At 33.4% G+C, this 26,714-nt stretch carries 24 protein-coding genes, 3 tRNA genes, 1 other RNA gene and 1 pseudogene; 13 read left to right on the top strand and 16 right to left on the bottom strand.

What is annotated here, in order from left to right; translation table 11 throughout:
- Positions 1-187: 187 nt before the first annotated feature.
- Positions 188-264 (bottom strand) — tRNA-Arg (locus tag A9G44_RS10370).
- A gap of 605 nt (positions 265-869) precedes the next feature.
- On the opposite strand from A9G44_RS10370, the gene A9G44_RS10360 reads away from it, so the two are divergent.
- Both A9G44_RS10360 and A9G44_RS10355 read left to right on the top strand, forming a co-directional pair.
- A protein-coding gene (locus A9G44_RS10360) for an IS3 family transposase (RefSeq protein ID WP_442902935.1) occupies positions 870-1,951 on the top strand; the annotation gives its coding sequence in 2 pieces (ribosomal slippage) (positions 870-1,113 and positions 1,113-1,951; 1,083 coding nt in all).
- 13 nt (positions 1,952-1,964) lie between these two features.
- Positions 1,965-2,651, top strand: coding sequence for an IS30 family transposase (locus A9G44_RS10355; protein ID WP_065610880.1), 687 nt, complete (start codon positions 1,965-1,967; stop codon positions 2,649-2,651).
- 198 nt (positions 2,652-2,849) lie between these two features.
- Here A9G44_RS10355 and A9G44_RS10350 read toward each other — a convergent pair.
- The 14 genes and pseudogenes from A9G44_RS10350 to A9G44_RS10285 all read right to left on the bottom strand — a co-directional run bounded on the left by A9G44_RS10350 (position 2,850) and on the right by A9G44_RS10285 (position 14,604).
- A tRNA-Gly gene (locus A9G44_RS10350) sits at positions 2,850-2,925 on the bottom strand.
- Between the two features lie 20 nt (positions 2,926-2,945).
- A tRNA-Leu gene (locus A9G44_RS10345) sits at positions 2,946-3,033 on the bottom strand.
- A gap of 238 nt (positions 3,034-3,271) precedes the next feature.
- Positions 3,272-3,823 carry a CDP-diacylglycerol--glycerol-3-phosphate 3-phosphatidyltransferase gene (pgsA, locus tag A9G44_RS10340; protein WP_034913104.1) on the bottom strand — a complete coding sequence of 184 codons (552 nt, stop codon included), beginning with the start codon at positions 3,821-3,823 and terminating at the stop codon, positions 3,272-3,274.
- A gap of 108 nt (positions 3,824-3,931) precedes the next feature.
- Complete coding sequence (gene uvrC, locus A9G44_RS10335) at positions 3,932-5,767, bottom strand: excinuclease ABC subunit UvrC (RefSeq protein WP_034913107.1); 1,836 nt, start codon at positions 5,765-5,767, stop codon at positions 3,932-3,934.
- A 1-nt stretch (position 5,768) separates the two neighbouring features.
- On the bottom strand, positions 5,769-6,446 hold the full coding sequence (gene artM, locus A9G44_RS10330) for an arginine ABC transporter permease ArtM (RefSeq protein ID WP_034913109.1): 678 nt from the start codon (positions 6,444-6,446) through the stop codon (positions 5,769-5,771).
- A 12-nt stretch (positions 6,447-6,458) separates the two neighbouring features.
- Complete coding sequence (artQ, locus tag A9G44_RS10325; protein WP_034913174.1) at positions 6,459-7,187, bottom strand: arginine ABC transporter permease ArtQ; 729 nt, start codon at positions 7,185-7,187, stop codon at positions 6,459-6,461.
- A gap of 132 nt (positions 7,188-7,319) precedes the next feature.
- Positions 7,320-8,054, bottom strand: coding sequence for a transporter substrate-binding domain-containing protein (locus tag A9G44_RS10320; protein WP_065610879.1), 735 nt, complete (start codon positions 8,052-8,054; stop codon positions 7,320-7,322).
- A 23-nt stretch (positions 8,055-8,077) separates the two neighbouring features.
- Complete coding sequence (gene artP / locus A9G44_RS10315; protein WP_034913117.1) at positions 8,078-8,806, bottom strand: arginine ABC transporter ATP-binding protein ArtP; 729 nt, start codon at positions 8,804-8,806, stop codon at positions 8,078-8,080.
- A 180-nt stretch (positions 8,807-8,986) separates the two neighbouring features.
- Positions 8,987-9,616: pseudogene (locus A9G44_RS10310) on the bottom strand (ElyC/SanA/YdcF family protein); the annotation flags it as partial.
- A gap of 1 nt (position 9,617) precedes the next feature.
- Positions 9,618-10,307, bottom strand: coding sequence for a CidB/LrgB family autolysis modulator (locus A9G44_RS10305; protein ID WP_065610877.1), 690 nt, complete (start codon positions 10,305-10,307; stop codon positions 9,618-9,620).
- Entirely contained in the window at positions 10,304-10,759 is a 456-nt protein-coding gene (locus tag A9G44_RS10300) for a CidA/LrgA family protein (RefSeq protein ID WP_081296801.1), read from the bottom strand. The genes A9G44_RS10305 and A9G44_RS10300 overlap by 4 nt, the downstream gene beginning before the upstream one ends.
- Positions 10,760-10,846: 87 nt before the next feature.
- Positions 10,847-12,292 (bottom strand): exodeoxyribonuclease I, encoded by a 1,446-nt coding sequence (sbcB, locus tag A9G44_RS10295; protein WP_065610875.1) that lies wholly within the window; start codon positions 12,290-12,292, stop codon positions 10,847-10,849.
- A gap of 176 nt (positions 12,293-12,468) precedes the next feature.
- Positions 12,469-12,954 (bottom strand): ubiquinone anaerobic biosynthesis accessory factor UbiT, encoded by a 486-nt coding sequence (ubiT, locus tag A9G44_RS10290; RefSeq protein ID WP_141671738.1) that lies wholly within the window; start codon positions 12,952-12,954, stop codon positions 12,469-12,471.
- A gap of 21 nt (positions 12,955-12,975) precedes the next feature.
- Positions 12,976-14,604, bottom strand: a complete 1,629-nt coding sequence (locus tag A9G44_RS10285; RefSeq protein WP_065610873.1) for a Na+/H+ antiporter — start codon at positions 14,602-14,604, stop codon at positions 12,976-12,978.
- A 156-nt stretch (positions 14,605-14,760) separates the two neighbouring features.
- On the opposite strand from A9G44_RS10285, the gene recO reads away from it, so the two are divergent.
- Complete coding sequence (gene recO, locus A9G44_RS10280) at positions 14,761-15,453, top strand: DNA repair protein RecO (RefSeq protein ID WP_065610871.1); 693 nt, start codon at positions 14,761-14,763, stop codon at positions 15,451-15,453.
- Between the two features lie 41 nt (positions 15,454-15,494).
- On the opposite strand, the gene A9G44_RS10275 is transcribed toward recO, so the two are convergent.
- Positions 15,495-15,944, bottom strand: coding sequence for a YaiI/YqxD family protein (locus A9G44_RS10275; RefSeq protein WP_065560286.1), 450 nt, complete (start codon positions 15,942-15,944; stop codon positions 15,495-15,497).
- A gap of 242 nt (positions 15,945-16,186) precedes the next feature.
- On the opposite strand from A9G44_RS10275, the gene thrS reads away from it, so the two are divergent.
- The 10 genes from thrS to A9G44_RS10225 all read left to right on the top strand — a co-directional run bounded on the left by thrS (position 16,187) and on the right by A9G44_RS10225 (position 26,650).
- A complete protein-coding gene (thrS, locus tag A9G44_RS10270) occupies positions 16,187-18,112 on the top strand; it encodes a threonine--tRNA ligase (protein WP_065610869.1) in 1,926 nt (641 codons plus the stop codon).
- Between the two features lie 27 nt (positions 18,113-18,139).
- Complete coding sequence (gene infC / locus A9G44_RS10265; RefSeq protein WP_065560275.1) at positions 18,140-18,679, top strand: translation initiation factor IF-3; 540 nt, start codon at positions 18,140-18,142, stop codon at positions 18,677-18,679.
- An 85-nt stretch (positions 18,680-18,764) separates the two neighbouring features.
- The gene (gene rpmI, locus A9G44_RS10260; protein ID WP_034913143.1) at positions 18,765-18,962 is read left to right on the top strand and encodes a 50S ribosomal protein L35; all 198 of its coding nucleotides are present in this window, start codon (positions 18,765-18,767) and stop codon (positions 18,960-18,962) included.
- A 30-nt stretch (positions 18,963-18,992) separates the two neighbouring features.
- On the top strand, positions 18,993-19,346 hold the full coding sequence (rplT, locus tag A9G44_RS10255) for a 50S ribosomal protein L20 (protein WP_024496189.1): 354 nt from the start codon (positions 18,993-18,995) through the stop codon (positions 19,344-19,346).
- Between the two features lie 210 nt (positions 19,347-19,556).
- A complete protein-coding gene (gene pheS, locus A9G44_RS10250; protein WP_065610867.1) occupies positions 19,557-20,540 on the top strand; it encodes a phenylalanine--tRNA ligase subunit alpha in 984 nt (327 codons plus the stop codon).
- A gap of 16 nt (positions 20,541-20,556) precedes the next feature.
- Positions 20,557-22,944, top strand: a complete 2,388-nt coding sequence (pheT, locus tag A9G44_RS10245) for a phenylalanine--tRNA ligase subunit beta (protein WP_065610865.1) — start codon at positions 20,557-20,559, stop codon at positions 22,942-22,944.
- A 4-nt stretch (positions 22,945-22,948) separates the two neighbouring features.
- Positions 22,949-23,242: an integration host factor subunit alpha gene (locus A9G44_RS10240; RefSeq protein ID WP_034913150.1), complete on the top strand. Its 294-nt coding sequence runs from the start codon at positions 22,949-22,951 to the stop codon at positions 23,240-23,242.
- A gap of 145 nt (positions 23,243-23,387) precedes the next feature.
- Positions 23,388-23,483: signal recognition particle sRNA small type (ffs, locus tag A9G44_RS10235), an RNA gene on the top strand.
- A gap of 222 nt (positions 23,484-23,705) precedes the next feature.
- Complete coding sequence (htpX, locus tag A9G44_RS10230) at positions 23,706-24,575, top strand: protease HtpX (protein WP_065610863.1); 870 nt, start codon at positions 23,706-23,708, stop codon at positions 24,573-24,575.
- A 137-nt stretch (positions 24,576-24,712) separates the two neighbouring features.
- On the top strand, positions 24,713-26,650 hold the full coding sequence (locus A9G44_RS10225) for a peptidase U32 family protein (RefSeq protein ID WP_065610860.1): 1,938 nt from the start codon (positions 24,713-24,715) through the stop codon (positions 26,648-26,650).
- The last annotated feature ends 64 nt before the right edge of the window (positions 26,651-26,714 follow it).

Raw genomic sequence — 26,714 nt, 5'->3', positions numbered from 1 at the left:
TATATCACAAAGAAAAAATAACGGTGTCTGATTAGATAAAATGTCAGATTAAGTTTGAGCTACTGCAAATTAATATCTTACAAAGCCCTGTTATAATATAGCTTAAATCGTAAGATATTCCTTTAGAATCAACACATACACCAGATTGTATCTTACCAAACTTAATTAGTTTGAATCTTGCTTGTAATGGCGTCCCCTACAGGATTCGAACCTGTGACCTACGGCTTAGAAGGCCGTTGCTCTATCCAGCTGAGCTAAGGAGACTTAGATAGGTTTCTTATTTAGATGTTGTGTATTATATAAAGCTATTTCGATACGTCAATGATTTTTAATGGCCTATTATATCGGATAGATAAAATATCATCAATTTGGTTTTTTATTAGAGTCGTTGATGTTTTGTTTTAATCATAAACTTTCTTTACATTTTTAACTGTTAGCAAATTATATAATAGACCTATGTAATTAAATGTCGAATATTGTTGTTAATAATATTCAGTTTTTTATACATTCTAGTAATTAATTTTGGCATAGTAATATCTCGTTATGATTTAGTTAAATGATGACTTATAATGCTTTTTTAGCAATCTTTTCCAGTAGACTGTTATTATGACTCTCGAATTGTCCTTTAAGGTATCTTTTATCAACTGATAAGATAAAATAGAGCCTAAAAGATTATTAGAGAAATAATTTATCTAACCTTCTGTTTTATTTTTATAAAATAAAATAGATGTCCTGGATTCAAACATGAAGTGCAATTTTAAACACGGTGGAGTGAAGAAAGTAGAAAGGTGATTTATGTAGCTATCCCCTAAAATAGTACAGCAAAAAAGTAGAAAATTCTCTATGATAAAAGTAAAGGGAATTTAATGATGAAAAAAATGACTGAACATCAAATCGTCGCTATTTTAAAAGAAGCTGAAGCAGGTATTCCTGTCAAGGAACTCTGCCGTAAATATGGCATGGGTAATTCAACTTTTTATAAATGGCGGGAAAAATACGGCGGAATGGAAACTTCGGATATCAAACGCTTAAAAGAGCTGGAGGCTGAAAACCGCAAACTTAAGCAGATGTTTGCCGAGCTTAGCTTAAAATCACAGCTTCAGGAAGAAATCATAAAAAAGCTTTAGTGCCCACAAAGGCACGTAAAACGTGGGCACAGCAACTACAACAAAATCATTCAGTTACTATTGCTATGAGTTGTGCCATTGTTGGCTTAAGCCGTTGTGCTTACTATTATCAACCTAAGTTACAGGATGATTCGGTGATTGTTTCGGTATTGAATGCTATCACAGACCGGCATTTACGCTGGGGCTTTCCTAAATGCTTTAATCGTATCAAAAAGCTCGGCTATAAATGGAATCATAAACGGGTGTATCGGGTGTATTGCCAATTAAAGCTTAATCTCAGGATAAAGCGTAAACAGCGCATTCCTCCACGAAGCCCAGAAAGGCTATCAGCACCCAATAAACAAGGTGAATGTTGGTCAATGGATTTTATGAGTGACAGTAGTCGTAATCAACGTCGCTTTAGAACATTCAATGTTATCGATGACTTTAATCGTGAGGCGTTAGGGATTAATATTGCAGTAAGCTTACCAGCAGGAAGAATTACCCGTTACTTAGATAAACTGGCCGAATATCATGGATATCCATTAAAAATACGGGTCGATAATGGGCCAGAATTTACAGGAAAAACCTTTATAAACTGGGCTAAATCACATGATATAGTCATTGATTATATAAAGCCTGGTAGCCCTTATCAAAATGGCTATATTGACCGATTTAATCGTACCTATCGTACTGAAGTACTCGATTTATATCTTTTTAACAACTTAGCACAAGCAAGGAAAATAACCGAAGAATGGCTAACGATTTATAACACCGAAAGACCGCATGAGGCATTAAATAACATGACACCGATTGAGTATAAAACACTAAAACAAGCAGCTTAATTTTCTACGTGAGTTGTGTACTAAGTTTGGGGCATTTACAAGCGTCCAATCAATCTATAACTATCTTTATCAAAATAAAGCGCGCTATGAACAATTCAAACCTTATCTAAGGCGAAAAGGCAAAGCTTATCGGCATTGCAAGGCGCCGAACATTAAAGAAGGAGACCGCCGATATAAACGGTCAATTAAACAACGTCCAAGTTATGTAGAAAGTCGGAAAACGCAAGGACATTGGGAGGGCGATACGATTATTAGCCGTAAAGACAAGCAAGCATTGGTGACATTAGTTGAACGCAAAACAGGGCTAGTATTAATTGGGCGCCTCAATCAACGTACCGCCTCCGAAACGAGAGATATGATAATAAAATTGCTAACGCCGTTTAAAAAAATGGTTAAAAGCATCACCTTTGATAATGGAACCGAATTTAATTATCATCATGCTATTGAGCATTATTTAAATACTACCGTGTACTTTGCGGAGCCTTATAAAAGCAGGCAAAGAGGCACAAATGAAAACACCAATGGCTTAATACGTCAGTTTATACCTAAGTCAGCGGCCATTTCATTAGTTGACGACAAACAGATAAAGAAAATACAATATCTATTGAACACACGCCCAAGAAAACGGCATAAGTTTAAAAGCCCTGCCGATTTTTATTCTAAGGAGTTAAGAAGAATTGCACTTCATGGTGTAATCTAGGTGTTGCTATTACCGAACCAATTAATAATATACCACTTAGTTGTAATAGTCCTTATTTAATTTGACATTTGAGTTATTTTATAACGCAAAAGGAAATGTCAGAAATAAATCAAAAAACAAAAATCATTAAACCTAAATTAGGACTTTAAAAATAAAATTATTGCCACTAACTTCTTGTCTTAATTATTACTTTTGAATTGGAGCGGGAAACGAGGTTCGAACTCGCGACCCCGACCTTGGCAAGGTCGTGCTCTACCAACTGAGCTATTCCCGCATAGACGCATAGGTAAGAAGTGGTGCCCGGGGCGAGACTTGAACTCGCACGGCCAAAAAGGCCGAGGGATTTTAAATCCCTTGTGTCTACCGATTTCACCACCCGGGCTCAAAATTAATTACTAAAAAGTAATTCGTTTTGAATGCTGTGCATTTTACCGATCTTATGGTTTCAGTCAATAAAAATTTCAAATAAATCGTTTAATTGCTCAATGTTTGACTGATTAACAATTTAAATAGAAGTTATTGGTTGATTTTGAAGGGGATGAGTAATTTTGTTTACTAGAATTTATCAACAAAATTACTCGTATAAAAAATGCTTAGGTAGGAATATTAACTAAAAGTTATTATTCTTCTAATAAATCGCTATGTGCTATCCATAAATATTGCAACATTGATAATAGCGTTAATACTGTTGCAATAAACAATGCTGCAAGACCTGCGTAAATAACAATGTCACAAGGACGCCAAAGTAGCCAAGTTAATGCTGTCATTTGTGCTATCGTTTTGATTTTCCCAATTGACGAAACAGCTACATTGTTACGTTTACCAATTTCAGCCATCCATTCCCGTAAGGCCGATATTATAATTTCTCGTGAAACAATAATAATTGCAGGGATTGAGATCCACCATGATTGATAATATTGTGTAATTAAAACAAGCGCTATTGTTACTATGATTTTGTCGGCGACTGGATCTAAAAATGCGCCAAACTTGGTTGTCTGTCCTAGGCGGCGAGCAAGATAACCATCTAATACATCAGTCACGGCCGCAATTAAAAAAATTAATGCAGAGAAAAAACCAGACCATTCATGAGGGAATAAATAAAATGCCAGCACAAAAAAAGGAATTAAAATAACTCGAAATAGTGTTAAAAATGTTGGAAAATTAATTTTCATGTGACAAAAGCTCTTTTTTTATTTTATTAATCAATGCATTATAGATTAATAAAAAACAGTATTTTCTTAATGATTATGTTGCCTGAAATATGTTATTTTTTCAATGGGTTATTGTTGTAAATTTAGATAAATTTTTTCAGCTAATTGTTTTGATATACCTTGTACTTGCGCTATTTCATCAATACTGGCATTTTTTAACTCTCTTAATCCACCAAAATGTTTCAGTAGTGCTTGACGCCTTTTAGCACCAATACCTTCAATATGTTCTAAGGCGCTGTCGGTTAATTGTTTTGTCCCTTTTTTACGTTGACCAACAATAGCATGATCATGTGATGCATTTCTTATTTGCTGAATGAGTAATAGGGCGGGTGAGTGATCATCAAGATAATACCCTTTACCGTGTGCTTCAAAAAATAGTGTCTCTAGTCCTTCTTTGCGCTCAGCACCTTTAGCAACTCCAATTAGAATAGGATGATTTTTATTCCAATTTACTTCTAATTCTTCAAACACCTTTAATGCTTGGTTAAGTTGTCCTTTACCACCGTCGATAAAAATAATATCGGGGACTTTGTCGATAGGCAGATCTTTTTTATTGTAACGGCGTGATAATACTTGTTGCATTGCTGCATAATCATCACCAGGGGTAATTCCTGTAATATTATAGCGTCGAAATTCGGATTTAACAGGTCCTTTATCATCAAAAACAACACAAGATGCAATGGTGTTTTTACCCATAAAATGGCTGATATCAAAACATTCCATTCTATTAATTTTGTCAATTTTTAAAAAATCTTTTAATCCGTCATAACGTTGTTTTATTGTTGAGTTTGCTAGTAGTTTGTTTTTGACTTCTGTTTGAGCATTCACGGTTGCAATAGTGAGTAATTTTAGGTTATCACCTTTAGGTTCATCAACTAATTTAATTTGATGTTCAGCAATAAGTGATAGCGTTTCTTCTATTGGTTGTTTATCAGATAATGAGAAGTTAAGTAAAATCTTTTTAGGAATATTTCTGTTTTGATTGCCTTGTAAATAAAACTGTCCTAAAAAGGTTTCGATAACTTCTTCTAGCTCAGTATTTGATGGAACCTTAGGGAAATAAGAACGATGCCCAAATGTTTGTCCATTGCGAATAAATAAAACATATATACAAGCTAAACCAGACTCATAATGAAAACCGATCACATCAAGATTATCGTTGTTGTTGTATATGGCTTGTTTTTCATTGATATGCTTTATTGCTTGTAGTTGATCACGCAAAACTACTGCTTTTTCAAAGTTGAGTTCGCTACTAGCTTTTTGCATATCTTCAGTTATTTTTTGTATTATCTGATCTGATTGGCCAGATAAAAATAATCTAACATAGTTAACTTGTTCTAGGTAATCTTCATCACTGACTAATCCAGACACACAAGGCCCTAAGCAACGTTTAATCTGATATTGTAGGCAGGGGCGAGTTCGGTTGCGATAGGTTGAATTTAAACACTGTCTTATTGGAAATGTTTTTTGTAATAAAGCTAATATTTGCTTTACTGCATATCCACTTGGATAAGGGCCAAAAAATTCATCTTTTTTTCGATTGACCGCACCACGATAAAGAGACAATTGCGGATGTTGTTCTTTGCTTAACTTTATAAATGGGTAACTTTTGTCATCTTTTAACAGTACATTGTATCGTGGTTGATACTTTTTAATATAAGTCTGTTCAAGCAGTAAGGCTTCGGTTTCGGTATTGGTAATTGTAAATTCAATATGATGGATATGACTAACGAGCATATCCGTTTTTAGCGTTTTTTTACTATTATTAAAGTAACTTTTTAAACGATTATTAAGATCTTTAGCCTTTCCCACATAAATAATCGTCTGTTTATCATTAAACATTTGATAAATTCCCGGCTTATGTGGGACTGTTTTTAAAAAAGATGCTGAATCAAATTGGCTCATATTAGTTTTCAAATTTGAGGGCTTTTTTCTCTATAATCCTCATAATGGTGCTAAGTAAACCATTTATCAAGAGATATATTAACCCAGCAGCAATAAAAATAGTGAAATCATAATAATCCGCATTCAATTCATTGCTGTAGCCCATAACATCCATAACAGGAATCATTGACGCTAATGCTGTGCCTTTTACTACAAAGACAACTTCATTTGAATAAGTCGAAAGGGCTCTTTTTAATGCATAAGGCAAAACAACTTTTAAAGTTTGTTTTTTATTCATGCCAAGTGCTTCACAAGCTTGCCACTGTCCTTTAGGTAAGGCTTTTAATGAACCATAAAAAATTTGAGTTGTATAGGCGGCACTATTGAGTGTTAATGCTAAATAGGCACAAAACCAAGGCGAAGAAATAATGTTATAAAACGTCGGTATTTTGATTAAAATATCTCTAAATTGTGATGGCCCATAATAAATTAGTAAAAGTTGTACTAGTAAAGGTGTACCTGTAAATATAATGACATATGTGCGTATAACTTTATTTAATATAAAGTGATTTAATGACAATAGACATGATAGACAAGCAGCAATCAATCCAGCAGATAAAATACCCAAAATACCTAAACTTAGTGTATCGGGTAAACCTTGGGCAATGATGTTAAGGTAATGAATAAAATTATCAGACATAATACGGCCTTACTAACTTTTCGCTGATGTAGGTTGTTCAAAATAGGTTGAGCGTTTTTCAATACGCGTTATAACCTTTTGACTTAAAATTGAGATAATTAGATAAATGATCATTGCAACAAAATACCATAAAAAAGGTTGGTTGGTTCGCGCGATGATAGTTTTGGTTTGCATCATTAAATCATCAATTGCAATTGCTGAAACTAATGCGGTGTCTTTTAACAAAATTAACCACTGATTACTTAATCCAGGCAAGGCATGACGCCACATTTGTGGCATTATAATGCGAAGAAACGTGCGTGATTTACTTAACCCAAGTACTTGAGCTGCTTGTTTTTGTCCGTTAGAAATTGCTTTAAATGCACCGCGTAACGTTTGAGAGGCATAAACAGCGTATAAAAGTGATAGTGCTGCAACACCGCATAAAAAAGGACTAATATTAAAATCTTGAATATCTAATTGTATCGTCAACGACAAATAATAAAGATCGATTGTGAAACCATCATTTAATAATATTAATAATAGTGGTAATCCGTTATAAATAGCCACTACAATTAATAATTCAGGTAAAGCACGAATTGTTAAGTTAAATAAGGACATTGTCCAGGCAACTGGTTTAAATGGAACAGATTCTAGTATTGAGAAAATTAAAGCGAAAACAATTCCGATAATTAATGATACAAAAGCCAATGATAATGTGATACCTGTTGCTTGTATAAGCGGCAAAATATACCCATCCATTAACGATGAGATCCATATCATTTTATTTGCAAAAAAATCAAACATAAAAAAACCAAGGTTAATTTAAAAAATAAATTCGCCGCAAGATAATGCGGCGAGATTATCATTGTTATATTTATTTAAAAATATAGTTTATTTATTAAACCATTTTTTATAGATAGCATCTAACTCACCGTTAGCTTTTAATTTATCTATCGCTTGATCAAATTGGTTAAGTAATTTTTCGTTACCCTTACGGATAGCAATTCCTAAACCTTCACCAAAATAGTCGTGGTCAGTGATTTTATCGCTTAAAGCAACAATATCAGTCTCTTTGCCTAGCCATTCGCCAGCTACAATTGAGCTTGAAACTATTGCATCAATTCTCTTCGCTTTTAAATCTAAAATAGCGTACTGATAACTATCATAGCTAACCGCTTTCATATCTGGGAATTTATCACTTAAATATTTAGGATAAGTTGTTCCTTTTTGTAGACCAACTCGTTTACCTTTTAGTTGATCGAGATTAGTTAATGTATCTTTCAATGTAACAAATTGGATTGAGCTATCATCATAATAAATTTTAGTAAAATCAACTTGTTTTTGTCGTTCTGGCGTAATATCAATTCCTGCTATAGCGGCATCAATTCGACGAGTTTTTAAGCTAGGAATTAAACCATCAAATGATTGATTGACAATTTTGCATGAAACTTTTATTTCATCACAAATCTTATTAATCACATCAATATCAAAGCCGATGATTTCATTTTTTTCATTAGTAAATTCAAAAGGCGCATAAGTTGCTTCTGTTCCGATTGTTAAGGTGTCTGCTGCTTGAGCTACAAAAGCTGTTCCTGCAAGACAAATAGCTAGTAACGTTTTTTTCATATATCCACCTAATTTTATTTTAATTAATGTGACAAATAAGCTTTAAACTCTTCAGTTTTAGGATGAGCAAAACATTCGAGTTGTCCTCGCTCAATAATTTTACCTTGCTCCATATAAATTACTTGTGAAGCAATTTTGCGTGCAAAATCAACTTCATGCGTAACTATAATTTGTGTAATACCTGTTTGAGATAGCTCATTGATAATTTCGGCAATTTGCGATGTAATTGCTGGATCTAATGCTGCTGTAGGTTCATCGAATAATAATATTTTAGGTTCCATCATTAACGCTCTAGCAATAGCGACACGTTGCTGTTGTCCACCTGAGAGGTGGAGCGGGTAGCGTTGTGCCATATCATCAATTTGCAATCTTTGTAATATCGCCATTGCTTTATCGCAAGCTTCTTTTTTAGATAACTTTAATACTTGGCAAGGTGCTTCAATCAAATTTTCTAGTACCGTCAAATGCGGCCATAAATTATAGTTTTGAAATACCATGCCTACATTTTTACGGAGATGTCTAATTGTTGATTCACTGATTTTTTCAGAAAAATCAAAATGAGTGTTAGCAATAGTCATCTGCCCTGAACTAGGTATTTCAAGTAAATTAAAAACTTTTAATAAAGAGCTTTTTCCTGCTCCACTTTGACCAAGTAATACAATGGTTTCACCAAGTGGATAGCAGAGTGAAACATCATTTAAGGCCTGATGTTTACCATAAAAACAGTTAATATGGTTTAATTCAATATTCATTGTTAGTTATACATTTTTCTTGATGCTAAAGTTGATTAAATATTACTTTTTTCTGCATAAAAATGCAATCTAATTTATTAGACAAGTCCTCTTTTGTCTGGTTTTTATACTTAAAGATGCACTTTCCTGAAAGTTTTTACAATCTTTTGTTATTTAGGATGGTTATTGAGCATTAGATAAAATAGGAATTACAGGACCAAGATATCTAGGTTCTTTTTTTAGAATATAAAGATCAATAAATGCACTAACACGCGCAAACATTTCGCGAATACGGACTAACTTCATATTTTTAGGGGAGGGCACAGCAAAACATTGCGCTTGTATGTCTTGTGCAAGGGCAATAAAAATAGCTCGTTCGCAATGAAACTCTTGAGTGATAATAGTAAAATTATTTGCATCAAATACTTTATTGGCACGAACCACCGAATCGAAAGTTCTAAAACCAGCATAATCCAAAACGATCACATCGCTAGGAATTCCAGCTTTTATCAAATCCTTCTTCATAGTAATTGGTTCATTGTAGCTTAAAAGAGCGTTATCACCACTTAATAATAAATAATCAACTTTGTTTTGCCAATAAAGATCAATTGCTCCATCAATACGGTTACGATAAAAATCATTTAAGCCTCCTCCTCGAACATATTTCGATGTTCCAAGTACAACACCAATAGTTCGGTAAGGAAGTTTATTTTCATCATGATAAATATAAGGAGCCGTTTTATAGCTGATCCAATAATCTAAACCTATAATAGCAGTTATTGAAATCAAGCTGAAACTAACAATATAAGCAATAAGCTTTTTTAATTTCATGCTAAAGCCACTTAAAAATAAATACCATTATTGGAAATAAAAAAGGTGCTGTCAATGAGGTCATAACACCACATAAAACTAATGATAACGAACTATACGCACCTTCGTTATAATCAACTTCAATACAACGGGCAGTGCCGACAGCATGTGAAACAGCACCGATAGCTAATCCTCTTGCTGGTGCTGATTTTATTTTTACTAAATTTAATATTTGATGTCCAAATATACCGCCTAATGTTCCAACGAATATCACGCATAATGCAGCTATTGACGGTACACCATCTTGATTACTTGCAATTGTTACTGCAATGGCAGTAGTAACAGATTTAGGTAGCACAGATGCAGCAATCTCAATACTTCCACCTAACCAAAATACAATACAAACACCGGTTATCATTGAAGCAAGCGATGCGGTAAAAGTAATAATCATTATTGACTTCCAACGAGCTTTAATTTGGGGAATAAGTTCATATAAAGGATAGGCGAGAGCAACAACAGAATAAGGCAAGAGGTCATTAATGATTTGTACGTTGTCAACGTATTGTGTATAGCTAGTGTTTGTTATCAGTAAAATTGGAATTAATACTATGACCGTAATTACTAGGGGATTAAATAACGGATTTTTTATTTTAAATGATATTTTTCTAATAATGAAGAAAACAAAAAGTGTTAATGGTAGCATCCATATCATGGCTGATTGACCTCACCTTTTGGTGATGAAATTGAATTTTTTGCTGCGACTTTATGACATTGTTCCGTTAAAAATGCAGTTAGAATCAATACAATAAGAGAACCACCTACACAGCCAAATATAATCGGAACCCAATTTTGTAATAAAAGTGAATAATTATCCATAATCCCCATTGCTGCAGGAATAAATAACAATGTCATGTAACGCATGAATAGATTACAGCTATTTTTGATCCAGCAAGTGGGAATTAACTGAAATGCAAGTAAGAAGAATAAGATCAATAAACCAATAATACTGCCAGGAATCATTATAGGTAGTATTTTAGAAATAATATTACCAACCCATAAACAAAGAGTTAATATGACCAATCCACGACCATAACTAAAAAGTGTATAGTATAAAGAATATAGTCTATGTCTGATGGTAGCGTGCTTAGCTAGAAAATGTTTCATAACGTAAATGCTATTAATCTTAATTATAAATTATGACGTTGCTAGTGTGACATAAAGTTATTTGTCTATATGATACGCTTGTCAAAATTAATTACCAACTAAATAATGGTAGTAATGATAAAGTTGTTTAATTAATGCTAGTTTTTCTGGTTGCTGAATATAAGTTTCAGCATATTGCTCTAATATTAATAAGTAATCTTGAATTTTTGGGGTGTTGAGTTTATCACGACAATAATCTTTCCAAATAATCTGTTCATGCTCTGTTAATGTTTGTGGGTAATTTCGCGCTTTATAACGAAAAAACAGTTTTGGTAAACGAGGATCATCAAACGTTAATGATAAACTATCTAATAGATGAATTGGAGTTGTTCGAATAGTTTCGCAGCGTAACTTATCTTGGTTATTTAGAAATTTTCCATAAATTTGAGAATCAACATCAGCGTTAATAGTATTAATAGGACTATTATTATCAATATTAAATAACGACTGCATTTTATTTTGTAATAAATTTTGATTTTCTAACAATTTATGTTGGTTTATTAAACATTGCTCTATATCAATGTTAAACCGATTAGCATTTTCAGGTAATAATGTTTTTAATGGTGCAATAATAGGACATTTATTGGTATGAACCAATTTTAAAGGAATTCGTGATTCACCTAATTGTAGATCTTCAGTTTTGGTGTAGAGCCTTTCCTTTATTTGCTCAACGGGGAGATCGATTAAGAGATCTATATTACCAGTTAAATCGCAAATAACAGCGGCATTATTTTGTACTGGATGCCAAATTATAGGTGAAACTAAAGATAGATTACCACGATGGCTACCTAACATGCCTGATACATGAACTATTGGTGTCATATTAACTACATCAATAAGTTCAGCAACTTTATTTTTTTTACGTAATGAGAAAAAATAATTAAACAGTTTAGGTTGTTTTTCTTTTATTAATTTAGCCATTGCTATAGTTGCATAAACATCAGACATTGCATCGTGTGCATGTTCATGTTTAATGTTATTTGCTTTTGTTAGATGTTCTAAACGAAAACTTGGAAGGTTTTCATCATTAGTTGGCCAATTAATTCCTTCTGGTCTTAGCGCATAACAAGCACGAACTACATCAAGTAGATCCCATCTTGAATTGTTGTGTTGCCAACAATAAGTATAAGGGTCATAAAAATTACGATATAAAAGATTACGCGTTACTTCATCATCAAAACGAATATTGTTATAGCCTAAAATACAAGTATTAGGTTTGCTAAAAGCTTGATGAATTTGTCGAATAAATTCAGCTTCACAAACTCCTTTGTTATTAGCTTCTTGAGGTGTTATGCCAGTAATTAGTACCGCTTCTGGATTGGGTAGATAATCTTGAGTTTGACAACAATATATAACCAAAGGATTTTCAATAATATTAAAATTCTCATCAGTTCGAATTCCAGCAAATTGAGCAGGGCGATCTAATGCAGGATGAGTTCCAAATGTTTCATAATCGTGGAAGTAAAAAGTTGGCGGCTCTTGGTTATTTTTCATTGTGTAACCATATATTTTATGTTTTCTGTAAAGAAACTCATAAATTTCATTATATATATTCAAAATAATCAGCTTCTTTTCCCCATTTTATAGGGGGCTTAGAATAATTTATTATTAGCAAGGTAGAAATTAATCAATCAAAATTTTAAATGATTGAAAATGAGTATAATTTATTCTTAATTAGTTGGTGCACTTTCGATAATATCTGCTAGTTTTTCGAGTGTTAGCCTTAAAAATTTTGGCATAACTTCTAACTCAATAGAATCCATTAAATTTTTTACATATAATCCTAATTCAGTATCGCCTTCAACAATCAAACGACGTTGAAAAAATAGTGTATCAGGGTCTTGTCGTCTAGTTGCTATCATAATCAAATCATTAGCATTACCTATAAAGCTTACATCAGCAATTTCTTCTCGGCTAACAACTAATTTATTATTGATTAAACTAACAAACCACACAAGCTCTAGATCAGTAATTTGAATTTTAAGGCAACGATTTTCTAAAAAATCTAGATCACCATCTTGCAAAGAATGTTCAAATTGTAATTTCAATAATTGCTCTATGGTTTGTTTTTTTACATTAAAAGGAATGCATCGCAAGGTAAGCCCCAAAATATGGGGCGCTTTATTGACAAACTGTGAATGAATTTTGTTTAAAATTTGGCTTTTTGCTCCAATCATTTATGCATCCCCAGAAATCATTTTTTCATAAATATCCAAGTCGGTATTCAAATGTTCAAAAACCTCTTCACTAACCTCATTACGAACTTTCATTTGTAAAAGAGCAGTACGTTCTGCACCTATAGCAACTAAACGCATACGTCTTTCTAGATTTTCTGCTTCAAGAGATTTTTGTTCTAAATCTTTAAGGCCGGTTCTGCGTCTTAGCGAACCGATAACACGCGAGCCGACTTCATGAATAATTTCTTGATCTACTCGGTCTTCAGCTGTTTCTTGCAACAAATTATTTTGCATTTTTTCTAGGCTTACAATTGCCTCTTCAGCCATATGACCTTTAACTGATAAAATTTCATTTTTTTGTTCAGAATTATCTAAAATTACACTACCTCGTAACAAGATAGGTAAGATTATCACCGCTGCAATCAATGATATTAATATGATACCTGTCGCAATAAAGACCAGTTGATAACGACCACTAATCGTCATTGGAATAGATAAAACACCAGCTAGAGTAATAGCTCCTCTAACGCCAGCAAATGTTGAAATTAAAAGATCTCTGGTTGAGTATGCCCTAAATGCAAGAGGTCTCTTAGTTCCAAAAGGCATCGTTGGCATATGCTTCATAGCCCATAACCAAGCAAACCGAGTTCCCATCAATACAGCAAAAACAAATAGAACAATTAAACATAATTGCCATACCTCAATCGAAGTGTCGATCTGGTTTTCTACAAAAGTATTGTTAAAAATGCTTGGTAACTGAATACCTAATAAAACAAATACAAATCCATTAAATACAAAGGTTAACATTGACCATGTACTATCTGATTGCAAACGTGCAGTTAAAGGTGCGTTTCGCATCATACCAGAATGGTTCACTGTCATACCTGCACTTACTGCTGCTAAAATACCAGAACAATGACATTCCTCAGCAATGATATAGGCAGCAAATGGTAATAAAAATAGTAATACTATTTGAATAGCGGGATCATTGTGAGTCAACTGATTTATTTTACGCAAAATACGTGCATATAACCAAGTAAATAAAACGCCAATAGCCAAGCCACCAATAGCAACTATAAAAAATTGTACGCTAACATCAAAGATGTTAAATACTGCATCACCAACTGCAATAGCAATAGCAAAATTCAAAGACACCAGACCTGAAGCATCATTCATTAATGCTTCACCTTCAATGATTTCCATCTTCTCTTTTTCGATACGGCCTTTACCAACAATTCCACCTAATGCAACTGCATCGGTTGGAGATAATACAGCAGCTAAAGCTAAACCTGCTGCTAATTCAACATTTGGTAATATCCAATGCAGAATATAACCTAATGCTATAATAGAGATAACAACTAAAACTAAAGCCAATCCGACAATTTCTCTACCATTGTATATGAAGTCTTTTACTGATGTTTTGCGTCCATCAGCAAAAAGTAAAGGAGGAATAAATAAAACAAGAAATAGTTTTGGATCAAATTCTACATAAACATTAAATGCCGCCAATATGCAACCTAATAATATTTGCATTAGAGGTAGTGGAATTTGAATTGGTAACATTTTAACAACGACACCAGAAAGTGATACAATTAACACCAAAAGTAAAATTATTGAAAAAAGTTCCATAGTTTGTCTTTTATTTATCCTATAATCCTATTGTTTGCATTGATTATATCGGATCTTTAGTTAAATTTCAGGTGAAAATTTCATGGATTTATCTAAATTTTGCTCAGATACAATTTATTAATCAAAAAACGGTGGTATGATTGAAAGGTATTTTGAATGGAAAATTGGCAAAGAGCATTTATACTACATACTCGTTCTTATACTGAAACTAGTTTATTAGTCGATCTATTTGTTGAAAATATCGGAAAAGTAAAGGTATTAGCTAAAGGTGCTAAACGAAAAAGCTCTGCCTTGAAAGGTATGTTGCAACCTTTTACTCCACTTATTGTGCAATACTCAGGCCAAGGTGAAATAAAAACATTGCGTCAGGTTGAAGCTATGTCGCTTGCATTGCCATTGGTATCTGTTTTTTTGTATAGCGCATTTTATTTAAATGAACTATTACATCGAGTGTTAGTTGCAGAAGCAGAATTGCCAACTCTTTTTGATGATTATCTAAAAAGTCTGCAACAATTAGCCCAACAGGTTCCTGCTGAAAATGTGTTGCGAGCTTTTGAATTATCGTTATTAGAAAATTTAGGATATCACGTTGATTTTTTTCACTGCTGTGTAACTGGCGATGACATTGTTAAATCGATGTATTATCAATATCAATCGGAAAAAGGATTTATCAGTAGTTTATTACAAAATAGCATCAGCTTTACTGGCGAGCAGGTTTTAGCTTTAGGAAAACGTCAATTTGATAATATCGATACGTTAAAAGCAGCTAAACGCTTTACTAGGATGGCGTTGAAACCTTATGTAGGATCAAAACCATTCAAAAGCAGAGAGCTATTTCTAAAAATTTAGTTTTGCTAATTTGGCTGCTCGATTTAAAAGAGTTATTAAATTCATTTCGATGTTGAATTAAGTAATATATCAAGCTGATTAGCAAATTTTTCTCGGTCTTTGCTGGAAAATGGAGCTGAACCTTTAGATTGTATTCCACTTGCTCGCATGGTTTCCATAAAATCTCTCATAATTAATCGTTCTTTAATTGTATCTAGTGTATATTGTTCACCTCGTGGCGTGAGCACTAATGCATTTTTATTTAAAACTTCGGATGCAAGTGGAATGTCTGAGGTAATAACTAAATCATTTTTTTGAACCGACTCAATTATTTTTCTATCTGCTACATCAAATCCTTTTTCAACTAATAAAGTTTTAATATAAGGTGACAAGGGGATAGTTAAACATTGATTTGCAATTAATGTTGTATTTATTGCTTTTCGATTTGCAACTCGATATAAAATCTCTTTAATTGGGTTAGGGCAGGCATCAGCATCAATCCAAATATTCATAGCATATGTGTTCATATTATAAACTTTTTTTAGTTAATGATTATAATCTTTGTTATACAAAAATAACCATTTATTTGTAAAAAAGTTTCCGGTAACTATGTGTTTTAGTATATTTATTAAGCTTCATATTAATATGATTCTTTCTATTTTAAATCCAGATGATAAGTGGTAGTATATTCGACCTATTTTTTAAGTAAGCAAGTGCGCTTTCGTGTGGCGCACCACTGTTATAAGGATTTGTTATGCCAATTATTACTCTTCCTGACGGAAGCCAACGTCAATTCGATAAACCCGTTACTGTTTTAGAAGTTGCTCAAAGTATTGGAGCAGGTCTTGCTAAAGCTTGTATAGCTGGGCGTGTAAATGGCGAGCGTAAAGATGCCTGTGATGTCATTGATCAAGATGCAACATTAGCCATCATTACAGCCAAAGATGAAGATGGACTCGAAATTATTCGTCATTCTTGTGCACATTTATTAGGTCACGCAATTAAACAACTATGGCCTAATACACAAATGGCTATTGGTCCAACAATTGATAATGGTTTTTATTATGATGTTGATTTAGATCACTCTTTAACTCAGGAAGACCTTGATGCATTAGAAAAACGCATGCATGAATTGGCTAAAAAAAATTATGAAGTAAAAAAAGAAGTGGTTAGTTGGGAGCGCGCTAGAGAAGTTTTTTGGGAGCGACATGAACCATATAAAATTGCTATTTTAGATGAAAATATTCCAAAAGATTCAAAACCAGCACTTTATCATCACGAAGAATATATTGATATGTGTCGTGGACCACATGTACCTAATATGCGTTTTTGCTATCATTTTAAATTGCAAAAAATTGCTGGAGCTTATTGGCGCGGTAACAGTGATAATAAAATGTTACAACGTATTTATGGAACAGCATGGGCAGATAAAAAACAACTTGATAGCTATTTACAATTTTTAGAAGAAGCCGCTAAACGAGATCATCGTAAAATTGGTAAGCAACTAGATCTTTATCATATGCAAGAAGAGGCGCCTGGTATGGTGTTTTGGCATAATGATGGTTGGATTATCTTTCGTGAACTTGAGGTTTTTGTTCGCACTAAATTGAAAGAATACGATTATCAAGAAGTAAAAGGTCCATTTATGATGGATCGTGTTTTGTGGGAAAAAACAGGTCACTGGGGTAATTATAAAGAGTTAATGTTTGTTACTTCTTCTGAAAATCGTGAATATTGTATTAAACCAATGAACTGTCCAGGGCACGTGCAAATTTTCAATCAAGGCTTAAAATCTTATCGTGATTTACCATTACGTATGGCGGAATTTGGTAGTTGCCATCGTAATGAACCTTCAGGATCTTTACATGGTTTGATGCGAGTTCGAGGTTTTACACAAGATGATGCACATATCTTTTGTACTGAAGATCAAATTCGCAGTGAAGTAAATAGCTGCATCAAAATGGTTTATGATACTTATAGTACTTTCGGTTTTAATGATATTACTGTTAAGTTATCAACCCGTCCTGAAAAACGAATTGGTAAAGATGAAACTTGGGATCTTGCTGAAAAAGATTTAGCTGAATGTTTAACTAAAAATGGCATTGAATTTGAATATTTACCAGGTGAAGGCGCTTTTTATGGTCCCAAAATAGAGTTTACTCTGCATGACTGTTTAGGTAGAGCATGGCAATGCGGTACAGTTCAGCTTGATTTTATGCTACCTGAACGTTTAGATGCGACTTATGTAGGTGAAGATAATGAACGTCATGTCCCAGTTATGATTCATAGAGCTATTTTAGGTTCTATGGAGCGTTTTATGGGTATCTTGACTGAAAACTGTGCAGGTTTTTTCCCTACTTGGCTTGCTCCATTGCAAGTTGCAGTAATTAACATTACCGATAATCAAGCTGAATATGCCAAACAATTAACCGCACAATTACAAAAAGTTGGCATTAGAGCAAAAGCGGACTTGAGAAATGAGAAAATAGGGTTTAAAATTCGCGAGCATACTCTAAAACGTGTTCCTTATATGTTTGTTTGTGGAGACAAAGAAATGGAATCAGGAACAATTTCAGTTCGAACTCGTCAAGGTAAAGATCTTGGTAGCTTTGAAGTGAAACATGTTATAGAATTGTTGCTTAACGAAATTCATAGTCGTTCATTAGAACAAATGAATTAATGATAAATTAATTTGGAGGAATGAGATATTAAAGTCAGTAAACGAATTCAGTCAACACGAGCACATAAAATCAATGATGAAATTACAGCTCGTGAGGTGAGGTTAACCGGCGTCGATGGTGAGCAGCTCGGTATAGTAAGCTTAGATGAAGCTTTAAAACAAGCTGAAGAAGCAACTTTAGATTTAGTTGAAATAAGCCCTAATGCAGAGCCACCTGTTTGTCGAATTATGGATTATGGCAAGTTCCTCTATGAAAAGAGTAAAGCAACAAAAGAGCAGAAGAAGAAGCAAAAGGTTGTTCAGGTTAAGGAAATTAAGTTCCGACCTGGTACAGACGAAGGCGACTATCAGGTAAAACTCCGCAGCCTGATTCGCTTTCTTGAAGATGGCGATAAAGCTAAAGTAACGTTACGTTTTCGTGGTCGTGAAATGGCTCACCAACAGTTAGGTTCTGAAATGCTTGATCGTATTAAAAAGGATTTAGCTGATTTGGCGGTTATTGAATCTTATCCAACTAAGATTGAAGGTCGACAAATGATTATGGTGCTAGCGCCGAAGAAGAAATAATGGTTCAACAAGCTAGATTTTGATACTATTGAAAACTACACCATTATTTTGTTTTTATTAACAATGCGAAGTGGAAATTAATAAAATGCCTAAAATTAAAACTGTAAAAGGCGCAGCAAAGCGCTTTAAAAAAACAGCTTCTGGTGGCTTTAAGCATAAGCAAGCTAACAAGAGTCATATCCTAACTAAAAAATCAACTAAGCGTAAACGTCATTTACGTGGTTTGACTACTGTGTCAAAAGGCGATTTAGGTTTAGTTACTGCGTGTGTTCCATACGTTTAAGTTTTGATTAATTATTAGAGGATATAGTTTATGGCTCGTGTTAAACGTGGTGTTATTGCTCGTGCACGTCACAAGAAAATTTTAAAACAAGCAAAAGGTTATTATGGAGCTCGTTCACGTGTATATCGTGTTGCTTTCCAAGCTGTAATTAAAGCTGGACAATATGCTTACCGTGACCGTCGCCAACGTAAACGTCAATTCCGTCAATTATGGATTGTTCGTATCAATGCTGCTGCTCGTCAATGCGGTCTTTCTTATAGCCGATTTATCAATGGTTTAAAGAAAGCGTCAATTGAAATTGATCGTAAGATCTTAGCTGATATTGCTGTATTTGACAAAAATGCATTTGCTGCATTAGTTGAAAAAGCAAAAGCAGCACTATAATAGCTTTATAAAAGCCGAGTTATCTCGGCTTTTATCATTCAATTTTAATATTTTAAGAGTAAATTTATTATGAATATAGTTATTTTTTGTTTCTTTTTTGGTTTCTTTAACAATACTAAATCGTGAGGCAAAGAAAAAACAAAAAATAATTATAAAAGCCTCAAAAAGAGGCTTTTTTTATGCAATAAACACAATAAGCAGGAGAACTGTATGTCTCAATTAGTTGAACTGGTGAATAACGCCAAATCCGCTATTGAAAGTGCTAATGATATTAATTCGATCGAACAAATTCGAGTGGAATATTTTGGTAAAAAAGGCTATTTTACAATGCAAATGGCTTCTTTACGTGATGTTTCTGCCGATGAACGTCCATCTGTGGGTCAAAAAATCAATGATGCAAAGCAAGAAGTTGTTCAGCTATTGAATCAAAAGCGCAATTATTTAGAGCGTCAGGCTCTTAATGCAAAACTAGCCAATGAAACAATTGATATTACATTGCCTGGCAACTCACTTGAATTAGGCGGATTACATCCAGTTACAAAAACAATTAATCGATTAGTTGATTTTTTTGGTGAACTAGGTTTTGTTGTTGAAACCGGTCCTGAAATAGAAGATGACTACCATAATTTTGATGCATTAAATATTCCTGCTCATCATCCTGCTCGTGCAGATCATGATACATTTTGGTTTGATGCAAAACGTTTATTAAGAACGCAAACTTCAACAGTACAAATTCGCACAATGGAAAATCAAAAACCACCCATTCGAATAATTGCTCCTGGAAGAACATATCGTAATGATTATGACCAAACACATACACCAATGTTCCATCAAATGGAAGGTTTGCTAGTTGATAAAGATATCAGTTTTACACATTTAAAAGGGTTATTGCATGATTTTCTGCACTGCTTTTTTGAAGATAATATGGAAATACGCTTTAGGCCAGGTTACTTTCCATTTACAGAACCATCGGCTGAAGTTGATATTAAAGCTAAAAATGGTAAATGGCTGGAAGTCTTAGGCTGTGGAATGGTTCATCCTAATGTATTACGTAATGTAGGCATTGATCCTGAAGTTTATAGTGGTTTTGCATTTGGTATGGGGATAGAACGATTAACCATGTTACGTTACGGTGTCACTGATTTACGTTCTTTCTTTGAAAATGATTTACGTTTTTTAAAGCAATTTAATTAATTCTGGAGATCAAAACATGAAATTTAGTGAAAGTTGGCTACGTGAATGGATCAATCCAGAAATTAGTAGCGAAACGCTAGCTGATCAATTAACAATGGCTGGTTTAGAAGTTGATGATGTAGAAAAAGTAGCAGGTGACTTTACAGGTGTCGTTATTGGTAAAGTAATTGAATGTATGCAGCACCCGAATGCTGATAAACTTCGTGTAACAAAAGTTGATATAGGTAAAGAAGAATTACTTGATATCGTTTGTGGTGCGCCAAACTGTCGACAAGGTTTGACTGTTGCATGTGCTACAGTGGGAGCTGTTTTACCAGGTAATTTTAAAATCAAATCAGCTAAGTTACGAGGTGAACCGTCAGAAGGCATGCTATGTTCATACTCAGAATTAGGGATTGCTGATGAACATAATGGTATTATTGAATTACCTGATGATGCTCCTTTGGGACAAGATATTCGTGAATATTTAAATTTAAACGATGTCACAATAGATATTAGTGTAACACCTAATCGGGCTGATTGCTTTGGTATTGTTGGGATTGCTAGAGATATTTCAGCAGTTAACAATATTCCAATGCAAGCACTTAAAGTTAACAGTGTACAGGCAACAATTTCCGACACAGTATCAATAAAAATAGATGAACCTGCAGCATCACCTCGCTATTTGGGTAGGGTAATTAAAAATATTAATGTTAATGCTCAAACGCCACTATGGATGAAAGAAAAATTGCGTCGTGGTGGAATTCGTTCAATCGATGCCGTTGTTGATATAACTAATTTTGTATTATTAGAAATTGGCCACCCAATGCATGCATTTGATTTATCGCAGATTGAAAAGGGCATAATTGTTCGTTATGCAAACAAAGATGAAAAACTGACTTTACTTAATGGTAATGAAGTTAAACTTAATGATAAAACTTTAGTAATTGCCGATCACAAAAAAATCTTAGCGCTAGCGGGGATTATGGGTGGTGAAAAATCTGGTGTAACACAAACAACTAAAGATGTATTTCTTGAAGCAGCATTCTTTAATCCATTAGTTATAACAGGTAAAGCACGTGAATACGGTTTACATACAGAAGCATCACACCGCTATGAACGAGGAGTTGATCCTTTATTACAATTTACAGCAATGGAACGAGCAAGCCAATTATTAATTGATATTTGTGGTGGAGAAGCAGGTCCAATTATTGATGTGACACATGAGGCTGAACTTCCTGCACAAGCAACTATCCAATTGCGGCGTAGTAAAATTGATCGCATTATTGGTTATACAATCGAAACACAAAAGATCACCGACATTTTAATTAGACTTGGTTGTAAAGTTGAATATAAAGACAATGTTTGGATTGTAAAATCACCAAGTTGGCGTTTTGATTTGCAAATTGAAGAAGATTTAGTTGAAGAAGTTGCCCGTATTTACGGATATAACAATATCCCAAATGCCAATTTGAAAATTGAATCAGTAATGAAACCGAAACCAGAAAGTCAAATCCCATTACGTAGAGTAAAGGATTTATTGGTTGATAGAGGGTATCAAGAAGCGGTGACATATAGCTTTGTTGATCCAAAAGTTCAGCAAATATTATATCCTGAATATCCAGAAATCAAATTACCTAACCCAATTTCAAGTGAAATGTCAGTTATGCGTTTATCACTTTGGTCTGGGTTATTAGATGTGATACTATATAACCAAAATCGTCAGCAAACGCGTGCCCGATTATTTGAAACTGGTTTGCGTTTTATTCCTGATGAAAATTGTGAATTTGGTGTACGTCAGGAGTTAATGTTAGCTGGTATTGTTACTGGTAATTTATACGAAGAACACTGGCAACTCCCTAAAAAGAATGTAGATTTTTATGACCTTAAAGGTGATCTTGAGTCAATTTTTTCTCTTTTAGGGTGTGGTGATCAAATACAATTTAAAAAATCTGAACTTCCAGCTTTACATCCTGGACAAAGCGCTGCGATTTATTTAAATGATGAGTTATTAGGTTATTTTGGAGTCTTGCATCCAGAAATTGAAAAAAAATTGTCTTTAAATAGTAAAACGCTTGTTTTTGAAATAAATTTAGCTAAAATTAGTAAAAAAGAGGTACCTGTAGCTCAAGATTTATCCAAGTATCCGTCAAATAAACGTGATATAGCTATTATTGTTTCAAATACAATACCAGCAGCGGATATTATTTTAGAGTGTAAAAAAGCGGGTGGTGAGCAACTTATCAAAGTTACTCTTTTTGATGTGTATCAAGGTGAAAATATCAGAGAAGATCAAAAAAGCATTGCTATTAGTTTGATTTTACAAGATAAATCACGTACGCTTGAAGAAGAAGATATAACTAACATTGTAAGCAAATGCGTTACTGCCTTACAAAATCGTTTTAAAGCCCTATTAAGAGAATAATAATATGACATTAACTAAAGCAGATATTGCAGATCGTCTTGCCGAAAAATTTAATATTGATCGACAAGAATCTAAAATCCTTGTAGAGCTATTTTTTGAAGAGATTCGGGTGGCTTTAGAAAAAGGTGAACCAGTTAAATTATCTGGATTCGGTAATTTTACAGTACGTGATAAAAATTCGCGCCCAGGTAGAAACCCAAAAACAGGCGAAAGTGTTGATATTTCAGCTCGTAGAGTTGTTACATTTAGGCCAGGTATAAAATTTAGAGAGCGTGTTGAGAAAAATCTAGTAATCTAATTCCTGAATTACAAACTATCATTTCAAATAATGGCTTTTCTTTTGATATAGCATCTAAAGAAAAGCCGGACAGTTGTGTTATACTAAAAAGTAGTTGTAAAAAATTAATAATTCAAGTATGATACCTCCGCTTCAATGGAGGCTCTATGGGTTCTCTTGCAACATTTTTTTGCTCACTAGGTCAGGTCCGGAAGGAAGCAGCCAAAGTAAAATACATGTGTGTGGGATGTAGCTGATAGGGTCTCCTCCAGCCTCAGCAATTTATTCTCAAATGTTTTATAAACATATATTATTAATATTGTTGTTTAATAAATAAGTACATATCAAATAATATTAAATATACTATTTATTGATAGTTGTATATATGTATTATTTTTGCGATCATACGCATTTAACAATAGGGATATTGCGATTTCATTTCACTTAATCATTTGAAAATTAGTATAAATAAAGAGAGGAGATAATGATGCGAATTGGATTATTTATTTTAACTAACTTAGCCGTTATGTTTGTATTTGGAATCATTCTAAGTATTTTAGGCGTTGATGCGCATAGTGCTTTAGGATTACTTATATTTGCAGCAATCTTTGGTTTTGGAGGATCTCTTATATCTCTTCTATTATCTAAGAGAATGGCTTTGAGGTCAGTAGGGGGACAAATCATTACTCAACCTAGTAATAGTCAAGAACAATGGTTACTTGATGTTATTCGCCGATTGTCAACGGAACTTAATATAAAAATGCCAGATGTTGCCATCTATCATGCTCAAGATGTTAATGCTTTTGCAACCGGCGCAACTAAAAATAGTTCTCTTGTTGCAGTAAGTTCTGGTTTATTAAATACTATGACTCAAGATGAAGCTGAAGCGGTAATCGGTCATGAAATGAGTCATATTGCTAATGGTGATATGGTCACAATGACTTTATTACAAGGAGTTCTTAATACTTTTGTTATTTTTATTTCAAGAATGTTAGCATCCGTTGTAGCTCAAGCATTGGATGATCGTAATCGTGGTTTATCACAGTTAACCTATTTCTTGATAGTTATGATTTTTGAAACCGTATTTGGTATTTTAGCAAGCCTTATAGCTATGTGGTTTTCTCGTTATCGAGAATTTCACGCCGATGCCGGTTCGGCTAAATTAGTAGGCAGTACAAAAATGATTGCCGCATTAGAAAAACTAAAAACTAGTCATGAACCAAGTGAAGATACTTCAATCTTAGCATTCTGCATTAATGGAGCTAAAAAAGCAAAAATTTCTGAATTGTTTATGTCTCATCCGCCATTAGAAAAACGTATAGAGGCTTTAAGGAATGAAACTTATCGCAACTAAGGCTAGATGATCTATATCAAATTTATATTCAAACGCATACTTTCCTGAAAGTTTTTTACAAGTATTATTAATTTTATAATAATGCTTGTAAAATAAAAACCAAATTATTCACTAGTTAGATTTTCAAAGAGTTTATAATGTCAAATCTTGTCACCAATAATAAATTAGAATTGCTTAGTCCCGCTAAAAATATTGAGATTGCACAACAGGCTATTTTACATGGCGCAGATGCTGTATACATTGGCGGGCCAAATTTTGGTGCTAGGCATAATGCTGGTAATTCGGTTAGTGATATTGCCCAGTTAGTTGAATTTGCTCATCATTATTATGCAAAAGTATTTGTAACCTTAAATACCATTCTTCACGATAATGAACTTGAACCAGCAAGACAACTTATATGGCAATTTTATGATGCAGGTGTTGATGCATTAATTGTGCAAGATATGGGCATTTTGAGGATGGATATTCCTCCTATTGATTTACATGCTAGCACTCAAATGGATATAAGGACACCTGAAAAAGCCAAATTTTTATCTGATGTTGGTTTTTCACAAATAGTATTAGCTCGTGAGCTTAATTTAACTGAGATAGCTAAAATTCATGAGCAAATTGATGCAAAAATAGAATTTTTTATACATGGTGCGCTTTGTGTGGCATTTTCAGGACAGTGTTATATCTCACATGCACAGACAGGGCGTAGTGCAAATCGAGGAGATTGCTCCCAAGCTTGTCGACTTCCTTTTACCTTAAAAGATGATCAAGGGCGCATTGTTGCTTATGAAAAACATTTATTATCAATGAAAGATAATAACCAATCAGATAATTTGAACGAATTAATTCAAGTAGGTGTACGCTCCTTTAAAATAGAAGGACGTTATAAAGATCTAAGTTATGTTAAAAACATTACAGCCTTTTATCGTCAAAAATTAGATACTATTTTGTCAAATTCGTCTAATTTACAATCAGCGTCAAGTGGTCGAACTGAGCACTTTTTTACACCAGATCCTCACCAAACATTTCATCGAGGAAGTACAGATTATTTTGTACATGGAAGAAAATCCAATATAGGTGCATTCGATTCACCTAAATTCATTGGTTTGCAAATTGGTGAAATAACTCAAATTACACCTAAAACTATCGATATTAAATCTGAGAAAATATTAACTAATGGAGATGGCTTAAATGTACTAATAAAACGAGAGATCTTTGGGTTTAGAGCTGATAAAGTGGAGAAAATTTCGGCTAATCAATATCGAATTTATCCAAATGAAATTCCTAAGCCGCTTTTTTCAGTTAAATTACCTTATATAGTGAATCGAAATCTTGATCATGTGTGGCAACAAAATTTATTGAAAGCATCAAGTAATCGCAGAATTGGTGTGTCATTTAAACTATATAATATTGAAAAAGGTATAGAGCTAATTGCAAAAAGCGAAGAGGGTGTTTGTGTCAAGGTAGAACTTAATGGGGAATTCGAACTTGCGGAACAACCAGATAAATCATTAAAAAATATTAGAGATAATTTATCTAAATTAGGAAAAACTATATATTATCTTACTGATTTTGATTTAAATTTATCAAAAATTTATTTTTTTCCAAGTAGTCAACTAAATCAGCTTCGAAGGGATACTATTAATAAATTGACTGCTAAAAGATTAACAAGTTATTGTCGCCAAAAACGTAAAGCAGAACAAAACCCAGTTCCGTTTTATCCTGAAAATCATTTGAGCTTTTTGGCAAATGTTTATAATCATAAAGCAAGAGAATTTTATACACAACATGGAGTTGAATTAATTGAAAGTGCCTATGAAGCACATGAAGTTAAAAACGATGCGCCCTTAATGATAACCAAACATTGTTTACGGTTTGCGTTTAATCTATGCCCAAAACAAGCAAAAGGAATTCAAGGTGTTAAAACTAAAGTTACGCCAATGAAATTAATTCAAAATAATGAAGAATTATTGTTAAAGTTCAATTGTAAAGCTTGCGAAATGCAAGTATGGGGTAAAATAAGAAAACACATTTTAAAAATGCCACTTCCTGGAAGTGAGATTATATTTATGGCAAAAAAATAAGGTATTTAAAAATGGTGGTTTAAGTTCATAATACCAAATATTATTTAACATAATATACATTATT

The organism is Gilliamella sp. Occ4-3 (assembly GCF_001690675.1).
Classification (GTDB): domain Bacteria; phylum Pseudomonadota; class Gammaproteobacteria; order Enterobacterales; family Orbaceae; genus Gilliamella; species Gilliamella bombi.
This window is presented reverse-complemented; position numbering and strand designations above follow the sequence as displayed.